Here is a 15,270-nt window from a genome sequence, read left to right as displayed (position 1 = left end):
ATTGATTATGGGCAAGAAACCACAAAAAATAGTAATTATTTCAGTGGCAAGTATCATTGCTTTTATGCTTTTAGGCATAAGTTCAGTTTATTTTTTCATATACGGGGGACCACCTGTCAAAACATCGGATATCGAGGATTATGGAGTCTTTGAAGATTTCAAAGGATATAGCAACCTCTACATTTTCCCAACCCAAATGCCTGAATCGACACGAATAGATTCATATTATTATTATCAGAGGGATACGTTGTTTGATCCTACCTGCCAGATTTATTTGGAGTATTCACTTTCAAAAGCAGATTTTGATGCAGAGGTATCCAGACTATCTAAAATTACTGAGAAATTTGATCATGAACACTATAAAAATAGTGTAAATAACATTGTGTATGATACGAAACACTTTAAATATCCGGCTTATGTAACGATATTTAATTATGACCCGATTATTTTATATGAGTATGCATTGATAAATGAAGAAAGTCACAAAATTATCTGTATATTTGTACAAGGTGTCGGAGCTGACGATGTCAAGTTTGATCAAAAGTATTTACCAGACGGTTTTGGAGACGACAAAAGTAGTGGGGGTTTTAGCATTTACTCTGTCCCAATGGAATATGGGGGGAATTCGTATAATGAAATCAAAAAACGATGAATCAGTTGTTATAAATCTTCAAAGTGATGTCAGATGAAAATAGTCTATTAGGAGAATGATTTGAAAAGAAAGAAACATGTATCTATTGTAATTTTCCTATGTTTGTTTATCATTTTTATGTATTGTGCTTTTTATAACAAGTTAGTAGTTAAAAACTATGTGATTACTTCTAATAAGATAAACGAAGGTCAGGAAATTCGGATAGTTTTAATTACTGACTTGCATAGCCATATTTATGGTGAGGATCAAATTGAAATAGTAACGTTAATTAAAAAGCAAAATCCCGATATGATAGCACTTGTGGGAGATATTGCTGACGATGCTGTTCCAATTGAGGGTGTAAAATTATTCTTAGAAGGCTTAAAGGGCTATGCCCCCATCTATTATGTTACCGGGAACCATGAATTCTGGTCTAACAATATAAAAGAAATAAAAGATACTCTAAGCAAATATGACGTCACTATTCTAGAAAACAGCTATCAGCAGATAAAATTGAACAACCTAAACATGATTATTGCTGGGGTAGATGATCCAGCTGTATCACTATTTGAGAAACCAAACTTCAACTTGCAAAAGGAAATGGATGAACATTTTTCCGAATTACATGATAAACCTGGCTTCAAAGTACTTTTAGCTCACCGCCCTGAATTAATAGAAATCTATAAGGGTTATTCTTTTGATTTGGTATTGTCCGGACATTCACACGGTGGGCAAGTTAGGATTCCATTAATAATAAATGGTTTATGGGCACCTGATCAGGGATGGTTTCCTAAATATGCTGGTGGGGACTACAAACATGATACGTTGACGCATATTGTAAGTCGCGGGGTTTCTTATAATCCGCGTTTACCGCGTGTATTTAATCCACCTGAGGTAGTTGTCATTGATATTCAAGGTGATAAATCTTAATGAAAGTCATGTTCCTTATGCTTTTCGGAATTTGGAAATTAAGTAATAACAAGAAAAGAGAGAGAACTAATTTATCAAAGTATGTGTAAGTGAGATAAATATCGCAAAGAAGGAAATTATCGATAAAACCAGAAATATAAAGATACGATCGAATCTATGCTTTCGCGGCAATTGAAAATGAAACGTATTTATATTTTCTGGAAGGAAGAAAAAAATGATATTAAGAAATGGTGTGAGCTTTTTATGGTATGGCATAAAGAATAAAAAAATTAAGCTTCTTCCATTTATTATCAACTTTCTGATCTTATTGGTTGCGATAAGAAATATCAATGTCATATTACAAGAACGGTCAATCATTGTTTTATTGATTCTATTATTTATTAATGTCTTCTGGCAAATTATCGGCACTTTTTCTGATGTTTTTCGATACTTCCAACATGTTGGTTTAGATGAGAACCGAGTAAAAATTGATTTCGAAAAAATTAACATCAGTGAAAAAGAAAAGGAATTAGGATTTGAAAACGTCATAGCCGTTGAAAACGGCGCTTTCGTGTCCAAGGATCTCAATACTTATTTGCAAACAGCCAATGAACCAGGGTGTTGTATTGAAAATATTAAAAGTAAGCATGTTCAGGATTATATCGATAGGAATTTCCAAACCACATTTCTATTTATTAAGTGTCGTTTGCAAAACGCAAACGCAGGCAGAAAAAATTTTTATAATCAGAAAAAGTTGTGTCTTGCCAAGGATATCGAGCCAGGAGCCCCAATCGTTTTCAGTAAAGGGTGCTATTATAACACCCATGCAACCAACAAGACGTATTTTTCATTTCTTTATGATAATGACGGGCAAGAGATTTTTTCGCCTCTTTACCGAGATTATGGTGACAATATCCCGAGCATAAGTGCTTCTGTTATGAGCGATGAGATAGGAATATCTACCATCGGGATTACAACGGACGGCTATATTGTGGTTTTGCGACAAAACATTAAAGCCAATGCCTCTCCGGGATTGTTAGTGCCAACTGGATCCGGCTCGGCTGACTGGAGTGACTATACTTCAGGCGGTTTTTTTCAAACAATCATCGCCGCAACCAACAGAGAACTCTATGAAGAGGTTGGGAAACCCAAATCTTTCAACGCACAAAGCATTGCAAAAACTAAAATCATTGGGTTCTTTCGATGGATCAACATGGGCGGTAAACCTGAATTTCTAAGCATCTCGAAACTCAATATTGGATTAAATCAAATTGTCCCTAATAAAGACGAACAAATGCCGATGATCATATCGAAATATATAGGTGATCAAAAAAGTAAAAAAATAGATTATGAGACATTACATCATTTCCTCGAAGAAATCAAAGCCAACGACAAGTGTTCGTTTCCACTCTATATCAATATTCTTATTCTCCAAGAATATTATAGACAACACAGGGGTGATTTTGAATTCTTCTTGTTTGAATAAACGCGGAAAAATAGGCGGAAGAGGTTTAAGTGAAATAGGATATAGACAATTCTATGAATGCAAAGATGAAAGGGAAATGATGATGATTAGCACAGAAGAAACGATCCAGCGTCGGCTATTCGCGCTGCAGGATCTGAAATACAAAGAATTTTCGTCCAAACTCATGCCGACAGTGAATCCGGATACTGTGATCGGCGTTCGTACGCCGGAACTTCGAAAGCTTGCCCGTGAGTTATCCAATACACCGGAGGCTTCGGCGTTCCTCAAAACCTTGCCCCACACGTATTATGAAGAAAATAATCTGCATGGCTTCCTGATTGAAACGATCAGGAATTATGATGCGGCCATTGCGGCCATTGACGTGTTTCTGCCGTACATAGACAATTGGGCTACGTGTGACCTGATTTCACCAAAAATCTTTAAAAAGCATCTGTCTGAGCTCTACGAAAAAATCAACGAATGGCTGACTTCCGAACGAACGTATTCGGTACGCTTCGGTATCGGCATGCTCATGCGCTTCTATCTCGATGACGAGTTTCAGCAGTCGATGCTTGAGCTTGTTGCAGCGATCCGGTCTGATGAATATTATATCAACATGATGATTGCATGGTATTTCGCAACGGCCTTGGCCAAGCAGTACGAAGCAGCTTTACCGTATATTCAGGAACAGCGTTTGGCGAAATGGACGCACAATAAAGCTATCCAGAAAACAATTGAGAGCTACCGAATCAGCATCGATGCAAAGGGCTACCTGCGGACGCTAAAAGTTTAATAAAAGTATTTTTTAATGTTCCAGGCAATAATAACGTTAATTCATTAACGTTAAACGGAGGGGCATATGGAACATCAATCACAGATTGACACTTTGAACGAACTGCTTAAAGGGGAACATATGGCAATCCATATTTATGACAAAACAAAAGAAATACAACAGGATGAGCAAGTTGCTCACATGCTTTCCCAATTTGAACAGGATCACCAAAGACATGCGCATCAACTTTCACAGAGAATTATTGACCTGGGGGGCAAACCCAAAGCAAATACGGGTCTGGAAGGAATTATGGCTGATATCAATTCCATCTTCAACTCTTATCGGGGACCTGAGGAGTTGCTGACCCAAATTTATAACGGGGAAGATAAAGGCATTCATGCATATGAAGATCGCATTGATGAGATTGACCCAACCAGCCAGGAAATCATCAGGCAGATTATGGGCGAAGATCATGAGCACCTTAAGTGGTTTAAAGCAAGAATGGAAAAGGAAAAGAGTGAGCAGCTAAGCAATTAATAGCGAGGTTTGAGGCAAACTACTATGGACAAATATTCCAATGAAGAAATAGAAGAAGCTCTGCATATTGTGACTTCGGTTCTTCGACGTTGTGAAAAAACACAGCCCAAATTTGAGGAGGGGACATCTCAACACACACTCCTGAAGAACAGGATTAAAGCATTGTCTATTTCCAAGTCCTTATTGTCCGATGACAATTTTATGGAGAAATATACAAAGGACGAATTAATCGTAGCACTGGGACCCATCTCTTCAATTATCAGCAAATGCGAAAAAGCACAGCTGAAATTTTCGGAGGGGACCGCATATCACACACGCTTCAAGAAAATGATTAAAGCCATGACGATTTCAGAAACAGTGCTAACCGATGAAATTAGTAAAAGGACGTAATACGTTAAAAAACGTCAATCCTGTAATATATTTCAGCGATGCATCAGACCCAGGTGGTTTTTAGCGAGAATAAGAGAGGTGTGAAATTCAAGTTGGATTTGGATGGAAATGAACGAGAAAACATTAAACCGGGGATACGCGTTTTCATCGTGCAAAAACAAGATCAGAGAACAGGGAAATTAACGGAAGGCATTGTGCAAGATATTCTGACCAACTCTACAAATCATCCGCACGGCATTAAAGTCCGACTCATTAATGGCATTGTAGGCAGGGTGAAGCAAATTCCCGATTAAATTCGTGTAAATGTTAACAACATAATCGGTAAACAAGCTAAGTAGATATATCAAATAACATCGGGGTGAAAAAGAGATGGTAAAGAGTGATGTTTTGCAGAAGAATGGCCTTGGGCTTAGCCTAGAGGAAGCACTGACCTTGGCCAAAATAAATGGGGAGAAAGTTGTTCCGACATTCTGTGCCATGTGCGGACCGACACCCATGTGCTGCGGTATTTATGCCTTTGCCAAAGAAGGACGGTTTACAAAGGTCGCAGGCATGCGTGAATTTCCGGCCAATCAAGGGGCACTCTGTGCCAAAGGACAAGCGGCTCCTCAATGGACACATTCTCCCGATCGGCTGAAATACCCCTTAAAACGCGTCGGAAAAAAAGGGGAAGGTAAATTCGAAAAAATATCCTGGGATGAAGCGATCGAAATCGTTGCGAATACCCTTAAACGCCAAAAAGAACAATTCGGCCCGGAATCCCTGGCGATCTTAGCACCGGCAATGCGAACGTATAATGCGTATATCAAACGATTCCTTACGGCACATGGTAGTCCGAATTATGGCCATAGCGGTATTTGTGCGTTGCAGCGGGCGTTTTCTTTTATGTATACGCTGGCCGATTGGCCGCAGCCCGAGATCAGCCAAAGTGATCTTATTATTTATTGGGGGAGACAGCCGATATTTTCCGGACCGGCCATGAACGGGCCACGAATGTTGCTTAAGGTGAAGGAAAGAGGCGGCAAAATCATCGCGATCAAACCCTCTGTTGAACCCGATGTCAGTAAGGCAGATCATTGGGTTCCCCTCAGACCGGGGACTGACGCAGCACTGGCCTTGGCCATGCTTTATGTGGTGATCAATGAGAATCTGATTGATCAGGAGTTTGTGCAAAACTGGTGTTACGGCTTTGATCAATTAACAGAACATATTCAACAATACTCTCCGGAGTGGGCTGAAGAGATTACCGGAGTTCCGGCTAAGCAGATTGCAGAAGTTGCCAGACTTTACGCCACTACTAAACGGGCGTCAATCGATTTGGGGAACGGGGTCGAGCATGCCCCCGCCGCAAATGATGCGATTCGGGCCATCACCATTCTTATGGCTATTACCGGCCATTTGGATCGTCCCGGCTGTAATGTGTTTACGCTTCCCATCCCTGATCAACCTCAGCCGAAAGATATTACGTTACGAGAACGTTATACCGGAGATATGGCTGAAAAACTGGTAGGACCTGAATTTCCAAAACAATTTCAACCTTTTATCGAAGGTTTTACCTCAGCTTACTATCGCGTTTTAGACAGTGTACTCACAGAAACGCCTTATCCGGTCCGTACCATCATTGCTCCGGGAACACAGCCGGGAGCAAGCACGCGCGGCTCAAAGAGGATTATAGAGGCTTTGAAGAAACTCGATTTTTATGTGGTGATTGATGTCGCCCGGACGGCCGATATGGATTATGCCGATATCGTTATTCCGGTTACGACACCTTACGAGTCGGATCATCCCTTCGAAGTCGTTGGCGGGCATTTAATGGCCAGAAATAAAGTCATTGAGCCCTTAGGTGATTATGGATCAATCTATCAGTTCTTCTTGGATCTGGCCCTTAAAATGGGGTACGGTCCAGATTTCTGGAATGGGAGTATGGAAGAGGCTATGGCTGATCAGCTTCAGCCTTATGGAATCACCCTGGCCGAACTGAGAAAACTGCCAACAGGCTTAGCTTATGGTAAGCCTGTTCCTCGTACCTACGAAAATTACCAGCAGGTATTTGCCAAGAAAAGTCCAAGACTCGATGGAGCGCCTTTTTTACCTCATGGCAAAGTGGAAATCTATAATACCTTATTTGAAGCAGCAGGCTTTACGCCCTTGCCTGAATGGCGGGAGCCACCGGAGAGCTTGACGGGCACACCTCATTTAGTGACCGGGTATCCACTGGTTCTGTCCGATTACCATACCTCGAAGAATTATACGGCCTCCTGGCAGCGTAACGTTCCTCATCTCCGCGAACTGCAGCCTGACCCGACCATCCATATCCACCCTGAAACAGCCGCAGCCAGGGGAATTCAAAATGGAGACTGGGTTATTGTCGAATCACCTCACGGTTGGCTTAAAGTGAAAGCAGAAATCTATCCGGGAATCAGACCGGATACGGTAATGATGCTTCATGGATGGTGGCAGGGCTGTAAAGAGCTGGGGATGGAAGATTATCCGCTGTTGGACGGAGGCAGCAATGTCAATATCATGTACAGTCTTGATCCCGAAAAAGCGTTTGACCCGATCATTACGGCAATGAGCAGTCAGACGCTGGTAGAGGTAAAAAGAATTTGAGGGATTTTCCGTTTCGGAAGGGTCTATCCTGATAATAACGTGTATGGGGAGAGAGGGATCATATGTCTGCGCGACGGATTAAATTTATTTCGGAAGATTGTATTGAATGCCATGGCTGTGAAGTGGCGTGTCAAAGCTGGAGAAATCGCGAACATAATGTAAAATGGCGAAGAATCGAATCCATTTGGCAGGGAAATTATCCTGAAATCAAGAGCATTTCTGTTTCAGTTGCTTGCAGGCATTGTGATGATCCTGCCTGTATCCGTGATTGTCCAACAGAGGCAATTTATAAAGAGGCGACAACAGGGGTGGTTTTAGTTGACTGGGAAAAGTGTTCGGGCTGTCGCGTCTGCCTGGACGCCTGTCCTTATTCTGTCCCTCAATTCGGGTCCGACGGCAGGATGCAGAAATGCGATCTCTGCTTTTCAGAGGCGGATCACGGCTTACAATTACCTCCATGTGTTGCTACGTGTCCAACCAAAGCGTTACGCCTGGAATAATTCCGTACCATCACACAAAAATCTTTCGACATATACCAGCTGACGCTGGTTTTTTTTTACTCTTTTACCACCAAGATATACAAAAATAATTTTTACCCCCTTGTAAAAAAATCAATTTTAAGTAAAATAGATTTATATACTATATACGGGTAGGGGGTATAATGGAGATGAGTGATCATATATCGCGCAGAACCTTTTTAAAGCGTTCTACAGCAGCAGGCTTATTAAGTGCTTTTGCAGCAACCGGCCTAAGTAAAACTGTTTCTGCTGCAGAAATAAAACAGGAGAAACTGGTAACTTTGATTGACTTATCACAATGTGACGGGTGTAAAGGTCTGGATACGCCGCTTTGTGTCAGTGCCTGTGGTCAGCATAATCAATCTCGGTTTCCTGAGCCGCAGAAGCCGCTGAAGAACTATTGGCCGCAGAAAAAAGTTGAAGATTGGTCTAATAAACGGGATTTAAAAACACGCTTAACGCCATATAACTGGACGTTTGTTGAGCATGTTAACGTCGAGCATAATGGTGTAGAACATGCAGTTTCTGTACCTCGACGCTGTATGCACTGTGATAATCCAACGTGTTTGAAGCTATGCCCGTTCAGTGCGATTGAAAAGGATAAGACCGGAGCGGTTTCCATTGATGACGGAGCCTGCTTTGGCGGAGCAAAATGCCGTGATGTATGTCCGTGGGGTATACCGCAGCGCCAAGCCGGAGTCGGTATCTATCTTGACTTTGTACCCGATCTAGCAGGCGGTGGGGTTATGTATAAGTGCGACATGTGTGTTGATCTGCTTGCCAAGGGTCAAAAACCGGCTTGTGTCAGTGCTTGCCCGAGAGGCGCGCTCTCGATCGGACCCAGAGAAACGATACGGAAACAAGCGTATGATTTAGCCGATAAGCTGGGCGGCTATGTATATGGAGACAAAGAAAACGGAGGCACGGCAACTCTTTATGTTTCAGCAGTTCCATTCGAGAAAATCGATCAAGCGATTAAGGCCGATAAAACCAAAAAGAAAGACATTGCACCCGGCCGACCAGGCATGCCAATCAATGTGGAAAATTATCTTTCGACTGAAAAAGGAATGTTTATGAGTGCGATAATGGCTCCATTTGCCGGTGCTGCAGTTGCCGGCATAACCGCTTACCGCACGATGAAAGGTAAAACAAAATCAACGCCAACAAATGGTACTGAGCAAGGAGGTAAGACTGGTGATGAACAAAACGAAGAATAAGCAAAAGCATGGAAAAATACTCAGGCAAAATATTGCGAACCGATTCGTTCATTGGATAACAGCACTATCCATCTTATTGCTGATTGTTACCGGTTTTGGACAGATGCCGCTCTATACACGGTATAATGTAACCAAGCTTCCCGGTGCCGAATGGCTGGGGAATTATTTTATAACAGTTGACCTGCATTACTTGGGCGCAATCGGGTTAATCTTTGTCGTCACTTTTCATATCGTGCGCGCAATCGCTCTAAACGAGTTTGATATTTTCCCTCGCCGTGGGGACTTAAAGGAATCCTATCTTATCATCAAAGCTATGTTTACAAAAGGCAAAGAACCTGCCTCGGATAAGTATCTGGCTGAACAGCGGGTTGCGTATCTTTTCATCGGTTCTTCCGTTCTTCTTTTGATCATCACCGGAATCATTAAGATAATTAAGAATCTCCCTGGGGTTGATTTGCCATATTCCTTCCTGTATTGGAATACTGCTTTGCATAATATTGGTACGGTGATGCTTATTTTAGGGATTATTGGTCACCTGGCCGCGTTTGTGATTAAGGAAAATCGCGCGCTCCTGCCAGGAATATTCACCGGGTATATTAATCGAGAGTATGTCAAGCATCGCCACAGTATATGGTACAAGAAACTTCTGAGCAAGGGAGAAATATCACCGGACGAAAATGACATGCCTTAGATAACGCCCATGCTGGGCGTACATAAGTATAACTTGGCTGGCGCCAAGTCCTTTGACGAAGTCAGCAGCCATAGCTGCACACTCATGTAATTCTGAACGTAAATCAAACTTTCTGGAACAGAAAGTCACTTATATTTTCTCATATACTTAACAAACCTTCCGGCGAAAAGCGCTGGAAGGTTTGTTTATTCATGGATGATTTTATACTTTGGAGTTATTGACATATATTCAATATGATTCAGAGTTTTTGATATATGTCAATTAAATATTTAAGGATTAGTTATTGACATATATCCAAAATAAAGTATAATAAAACAATAAAGGGCATATGTCAATAACCCAATAGCCAAAGGAGTAAATATGTCAAGACCAAGAAAATGGAGAAGAGTATGCTGCTTGCCGGAAAGTAACCTTTTTGGCCCGCTTAATGCTGTCATTGATCAGACAGGTTTGGTCTTGTTGCAGGTTGATGAGTATGAAACCATACGGCTCATTGACTTACAGGGTTTTACACAGGAACAGTGTGCGGAACAAATGGTTATTGCCCGTACGACTGTGCAGCGTATTTATAACGATGCGCGGAAAAAGATAGCGGAATCATTGGTCAACGGAAAAGTCTTGAGAATAGAAGGAGGAGATTACGAACTCTGTGAAAGCTTGGAAAAAGCCTGCCGCTGCGAAGGATGTCGCCGACATCGTTGGGGGGGATCTTCGGAAACCGACAACAAAGAAAACTAAGCGAATCTATGCATGTTTTTCAGATACTGTCGGCAAAAGTTGTAATTATGTGAGAAAGATAATTGAAATTTTAAAACAAGGAGGATTCACTATGAAGATCGTTATACCGGTAGACAACAATTCGATGGATACAACCGTTTGTATTTCTTTCGGACGGGCACCCTACTTTCTTATTTATGAAACCGAAACAGAAGAAAAAAGCTTTATAAATAATAGTGCCGCTGCCAGCCAGGGTGGAGCAGGCATTAAAGCAGCGCAAAGCATTGTAGACAGTGGGGCTGAGGCAATTATTACCCCGCGTTGCGGCGAAAATGCGGCAGAAGTAATCAAAGCAGCGGGGATTATCATGTATAGAACAATTAATAACTCTATCCAGGACAATCTTCAAGCATTAAAAGAAGGAAGATTAACCCTTCTTGACGAGATTCACGCAGGATTTCACCAACGTGGAGGAAATTCATGAGAATTGCTGTTCTGAGTGGCAAGGGAGGGACGGGCAAGACGTTTATTTCTGTCAACCTGGCTGCAACGGCACCGGCATCCGTTTATATCGATTGTGATGTGGAAGAACCTAATGGACATTTGTTTTATAAACCGCAGAACGTAGTCTCTGAACGGATCGCTGTTAAAATTCCGCAGGTTGACTCAGCATTGTGCAAAGGTTGTCGCACTTGCGTGAATTTCTGTAAATTTAACGCTTTAGCCTATGCTGTGAATAAGGTGATTGTGTTCGACGAAGTTTGTCATTCATGCGGGGGGTGTCAGCTTCTTTGCCCGCAAAAAGCAATTGCTGAAAAAGAGAAAGAAATAGGCAGGATTGAAAGAGGCCTATCCGGAAATGTCCGGGTTGTAACCGGAATGCTCAATGTTGGTGAAGCATCCGGGGTGCCTGTTATTAAAAAGCTATTACACAACAGCCGCTTGGAAAAAGAAGATATGATAATCGACTGTCCACCGGGAAGTGCTTGTACTGTCATGGAAAGCATCAAAGAGGCTGACTATTGTATTTTAGTGGCAGAACCGACTATTTTTGGCGTTCATAACTTAAATATGGTTTACGAATTGGTCAAACTCTTTCAGAAACCGTTTGGTGTTGTCCTCAATAAATATCTGGAAGAGGATAACCCTGCCGAAGTGTTCTGCCAAAAAAATCAAATTAATATTTTGGAGAAAATTCCATTTGATATGGAATTAGGTACCCTTAATTCGAATGGGCAAATCGCTGTAAGAGCGGATTCCAAATATAAGAGTTTGTTCCAGGATCTTTGGTGTACCGTAAGAAAGGAGGCTTGCGATGAAACAGCTTCTCATACTTAGCGGCAAAGGGGGAACCGGAAAAACAACGATTGCCGGCGCCTTTATTAAACTGACCCAAGCCAAAGCCTATGCTGATTGTGACGTGGATGCCCCTAATCTTCACCTTATCGGGAAGCACACGGCACCGACTCGGACAACCGATTTTTATGGCATGGATAAAGCGGTCATTGAACCAGATGACTGCACGGATTGCGGCCTTTGCCGATTACACTGCCGTTTTGAAGCTGTTAACGAGCGTTACGGAAAATATTCCGTTGATCCGTTTGCGTGTGAAGGCTGTGGGTTATGTGAAGCGATTTGCCCTACAGGAGCGATATTTTTACACCCGGGCGTAGCCGGAGAACTGGTGCTTTATAAAAATGACGCTGTCTTTTCCACGGCGAAGCTCAAGATGGGCAGCGGAACATCCGGCAAGCTGGTGACTGAAGTAAAAAAGCAGTTGAAGCTGGAAGCAGCCGACGCTGAACTGGCCGTTATCGACGGTTCGCCTGGAATTGGTTGCCCCGTAATCGCTTCGCTAGCCGGGGTGGATATGGTGTTAATTGTAACTGAACCATCGGTATCAGGGATTAGTGACATGGGGCGAATAATAAAAACAGCGGAAAGATTTAAAGTCAAAATAGGCGTTTGTGTCAATAAGTATGATACCAATAAAGAGCTTGCTAAGAATATAGAAGTATTTTGTCAGGAAAGAAAACTGCCTTTTTTGGGTAACATTCCATTTGACAAGGCAGCGATAAAAGCTGTAAATACGGGATTGAGTATTGTTGATACCGATTGTACTGCAGGGCGGGCTGTAACCAAAATTTTCTATAAGACGTTATTCGTGATGAGCAATACACATAATGAACAATGAATAAACTTTCAATAAAAAAAATTATGCTGATGGTCAACCGTAATAAACAGATTAAACATAAGGAGAAAGAACAAAATGAGTGAAGATTGTAATCAAACTTGCAGCAGTTGCAGTGAGGAATGTGCCGACAGAAAAGAGCCGATGGATTTTACAGCCAAACCACATGAACTTAGCAACATTAAAAAGGTTATCGGCATCGTCAGCGGTAAAGGCGGCGTAGGTAAATCCCTGGTAACGTCGATGCTGGCCATAACGATGAAGCGCAAAGGTTATAAAACCGCGATTCTTGATGCGGACATAACAGGGCCGTCTATACCTAAAGCTTTTGGGATAAAGGAAAGACCTGATGCCAGCGAATTAGGGATGTTCCCCGCAAAAAGCGCAACAGGAATTCAAATTATGTCGATTAATCTTCTTTTAAAAGATGAAACAGATCCTGTCATCTGGCGTGGACCGATCTTAAGCGGTGTTGTCAAACAGTTTTGGTCGGACGTCATTTGGGGTGATGTGGATTATATGTTTATTGATATGCCCCCCGGTACAGGTGATGTACCGTTAACGGTCTACCAGTCCATTAAGATGGATGGTATAATCGTTGTCGCTTCGCCGCAGGATTTAGTTTCTATGATTGTGGCCAAGGCTGTAAAAATGGCAGAATCGATGAACATTCCTATTTTAGGTTTAGTGGAAAATATGTCCTATTTCAAGTGTCCGGAGTGCGATAAGGAATATAAAATATTTGGAGAAAGCGCCATCGAAAAGATTGCAGAGCAGCATCAGCTTAAAGTACTTGCCAAGCTGCCAATTGACCCAAATATCGCAGCATCCTGCGACAAAGGACTGATTGAAGAGTATCGCACCAAACTGTTTGATGAAGCTGCCGAAGTTCTGGAAAATGAGGGTAAAGTAGAGCTACCAAACGCTAAAGGTAATATAAAAAGTGAAAATGGAGGTAGGAAAATGAAAATTGCCGTTGCAAGCGAAGGAAAAATGGTTACCGAACATTTTGGACACTGTGAAGGGTTTATTATCTTCGACACAGAAGGTCAAAATATTATTAAGAATGAAACCGTAGCCAACCCCGGACACCGGCCAGGATTTCTCCCGAACTTTTTGAACGATTTGGGTGTGAATGTGATTATATCCGGCGGTATGGGCGGAGGTGCGATTGACATCTTCAATGAAAAGGGCATCGAAGTTATTGTCGGCGCATCGGGTGAAGCAAAAACTGCTGTCGAGCAATATCTGCAGGGCAATCTGAAATCAACCGGATCTGTTTGCCATGATCACCAGCACCATGACGAATGCGGCAGACACTAAAGGGGAATGTCGCAAAGCACTTGCAACCTATCAACAACATATGGTAAGGTTATTGAAGTGATGATTTAATCTAATACGGAATATAAGAGGAGAAACTACATGAAATTGTCAGAAATCTTTAAAACAGGAAAACCAACCATCTCTTTCGAGTTTTTTCCAGCCCGCACCGAAAAAGCGGCTGAAACACTTAACCAAACAGTTGAAGATCTGGTAGCATTAAAGCCTGATTTTGTCTCTGTTACCTTTGGTGCCGGTGGCTCGACCAAAGATGGATCTTACGAATTAGTCAAAAAATTGAAGAAAGAAAAAGAATTGGAAGTAGTTGCCTATCTCGCAGCATTTGCTTTGAAAAGGAATGAGATAACTTCCGTTCTCAATAATTATCAGGACCTTGGTATAGAGAATATTTTAGCCCTGCGAGGGGATCCTCCCAAAGACACAGATGTTACGCAAGTGCCGGCGGACAGTTTTAAATATGCCTCTGAGCTCGCGGCATTCATTCATCAGAATTATGGCTTTTGTATTGGAGTTGCTGGATATCCGGAAGGGCATATTGATGCGCCCAGTCTTGAAAAAGACATCGAATACCTTAAACTTAAGGTTGATCAAGGTGCCGACTTTATCATAGCTCAATTTTTCTATGACAATGTGTATTTCCTCAACTTTATGGAACGTTGTCAGAAAATCGGAATTAACATCCCAATATTGCCAGGAATTATGCCGGTTTACAGTGTCAAAATGATGGAGATGCTGGCTGGAAACTGCGGTGCAAAGATACCGGAAAAATTGAGGAAGGGTATCTCGGAGTTGCCTGAAGGCGATACCAAGGCGCTTATTGATTTCGGAATTGAATATGCAATCGGGCAATGTGAAGAACTCCTTAAAGAAGGCGCTCGCGGATTGCATTTCTACACTATGGATAGAAGTGAATCCGCAGCAGGTATCGTGAAAGGACTGAAAAATAAAGGACTTTTGACGATTTAAAACAAGCGCATAAAAAGAAATTTCATAAAACAATAATTGAAAAGTAAATAAGATAAACCACGAAGGGTGAGAAAACGCAGGTGCGTGTCGTCCTTCGTGGTTTTTTATACGCTAAGTGAGTCAATAACACTTAACGCTATTTTCATCGGGATTAATAATTATTTTTGTAATGATAACCTGTCGTAATAGTTGCTTATCGCATTTTCTATCCTTTCATTTGAGTTTTTCGCTTATGTTATCTATTGCTACCATATAGTCCTGCCAGAGCCGAATGCATAAAATTAATGATTTTACGTTTGCGATAATATATTATAA

Annotated in this window: 17 protein-coding genes; all 17 read left to right on the top strand. The window is 41.8% G+C overall.

The window, feature by feature from the left end; translation table 11 throughout:
• Nucleotides 1-7: 7 nt before the first annotated feature.
• The 17 genes from LPY66_RS11675 (at nt 8) to metF (ending at nt 14,955) form a co-directional block, all read left to right on the top strand.
• A complete protein-coding gene (locus LPY66_RS11675; RefSeq protein ID WP_337984505.1) occupies nt 8-652 on the top strand; it encodes a hypothetical protein in 645 nt (214 codons plus the stop codon).
• 60 nt (nt 653-712) lie between these two features.
• A complete protein-coding gene (locus LPY66_RS11670; protein WP_337984504.1) occupies nt 713-1,561 on the top strand; it encodes a metallophosphoesterase in 849 nt (282 codons plus the stop codon).
• A gap of 214 nt (nt 1,562-1,775) precedes the next feature.
• Nucleotides 1,776-3,026 carry a hypothetical protein gene (locus tag LPY66_RS11665; protein ID WP_337984503.1) on the top strand — a complete coding sequence of 417 codons (1,251 nt, stop codon included), beginning with the start codon at nt 1,776-1,778 and terminating at the stop codon, nt 3,024-3,026.
• Nucleotides 3,027-3,108: 82 nt separating this feature from the next.
• Nucleotides 3,109-3,798 (top strand): DNA alkylation repair protein, encoded by a 690-nt coding sequence (locus LPY66_RS11660; protein WP_337988078.1) that lies wholly within the window; start codon nt 3,109-3,111, stop codon nt 3,796-3,798.
• A 66-nt stretch (nt 3,799-3,864) separates the two neighbouring features.
• Complete coding sequence (locus tag LPY66_RS11655; protein WP_337984502.1) at nt 3,865-4,314, top strand: DUF2383 domain-containing protein; 450 nt, start codon at nt 3,865-3,867, stop codon at nt 4,312-4,314.
• A gap of 24 nt (nt 4,315-4,338) precedes the next feature.
• Nucleotides 4,339-4,704 (top strand): hypothetical protein, encoded by a 366-nt coding sequence (locus LPY66_RS11650; protein ID WP_337984501.1) that lies wholly within the window; start codon nt 4,339-4,341, stop codon nt 4,702-4,704.
• Between the two features lie 98 nt (nt 4,705-4,802).
• Nucleotides 4,803-4,997 carry a YwbE family protein gene (locus tag LPY66_RS11645; RefSeq protein ID WP_337988077.1) on the top strand — a complete coding sequence of 65 codons (195 nt, stop codon included), beginning with the start codon at nt 4,803-4,805 and terminating at the stop codon, nt 4,995-4,997.
• A gap of 76 nt (nt 4,998-5,073) precedes the next feature.
• The gene (locus LPY66_RS11640) at nt 5,074-7,314 is read left to right on the top strand and encodes a molybdopterin-containing oxidoreductase family protein (protein WP_337984500.1); all 2,241 of its coding nucleotides are present in this window, start codon (nt 5,074-5,076) and stop codon (nt 7,312-7,314) included.
• 62 nt (nt 7,315-7,376) lie between these two features.
• Nucleotides 7,377-7,814: a 4Fe-4S dicluster domain-containing protein gene (locus LPY66_RS11635; RefSeq protein WP_337984499.1), complete on the top strand. Its 438-nt coding sequence runs from the start codon at nt 7,377-7,379 to the stop codon at nt 7,812-7,814.
• A gap of 167 nt (nt 7,815-7,981) precedes the next feature.
• Nucleotides 7,982-9,049 (top strand): 4Fe-4S dicluster domain-containing protein, encoded by a 1,068-nt coding sequence (locus LPY66_RS11630; RefSeq protein WP_337984498.1) that lies wholly within the window; start codon nt 7,982-7,984, stop codon nt 9,047-9,049.
• Nucleotides 9,030-9,740: a formate dehydrogenase subunit gamma gene (locus LPY66_RS11625; protein ID WP_337988076.1), complete on the top strand. Its 711-nt coding sequence runs from the start codon at nt 9,030-9,032 to the stop codon at nt 9,738-9,740. The genes LPY66_RS11630 and LPY66_RS11625 overlap by 20 nt, the downstream gene beginning before the upstream one ends.
• Before the next feature lie 360 nt (nt 9,741-10,100).
• Nucleotides 10,101-10,478 (top strand): DUF134 domain-containing protein, encoded by a 378-nt coding sequence (locus LPY66_RS11620; RefSeq protein WP_337984497.1) that lies wholly within the window; start codon nt 10,101-10,103, stop codon nt 10,476-10,478.
• 91 nt (nt 10,479-10,569) lie between these two features.
• The gene (locus LPY66_RS11615) at nt 10,570-10,941 is read left to right on the top strand and encodes a NifB/NifX family molybdenum-iron cluster-binding protein (RefSeq protein ID WP_337984496.1); all 372 of its coding nucleotides are present in this window, start codon (nt 10,570-10,572) and stop codon (nt 10,939-10,941) included.
• Nucleotides 10,938-11,795 (top strand): ATP-binding protein, encoded by an 858-nt coding sequence (locus tag LPY66_RS11610; protein ID WP_337984495.1) that lies wholly within the window; start codon nt 10,938-10,940, stop codon nt 11,793-11,795. Before LPY66_RS11615 ends, LPY66_RS11610 begins: the two co-directional genes overlap by 4 nt.
• Complete coding sequence (locus LPY66_RS11605) at nt 11,773-12,651, top strand: ATP-binding protein (RefSeq protein ID WP_337984494.1); 879 nt, start codon at nt 11,773-11,775, stop codon at nt 12,649-12,651. Before LPY66_RS11610 ends, LPY66_RS11605 begins: the two co-directional genes overlap by 23 nt.
• Before the next feature lie 75 nt (nt 12,652-12,726).
• Complete coding sequence (locus LPY66_RS11600) at nt 12,727-13,971, top strand: iron-sulfur cluster carrier protein MrpORP (protein WP_337984493.1); 1,245 nt, start codon at nt 12,727-12,729, stop codon at nt 13,969-13,971.
• Between the two features lie 99 nt (nt 13,972-14,070).
• Complete coding sequence (gene metF, locus LPY66_RS11595) at nt 14,071-14,955, top strand: methylenetetrahydrofolate reductase [NAD(P)H] (protein WP_337984492.1); 885 nt, start codon at nt 14,071-14,073, stop codon at nt 14,953-14,955.
• The last annotated feature ends 315 nt before the right edge of the window (nt 14,956-15,270 follow it).

This window comes from Dehalobacter sp. DCM (genome assembly GCF_024972775.1).
GTDB lineage: Bacteria > Bacillota > Desulfitobacteriia > Desulfitobacteriales > Syntrophobotulaceae > Dehalobacter.
This window is presented reverse-complemented; position numbering and strand designations above follow the sequence as displayed.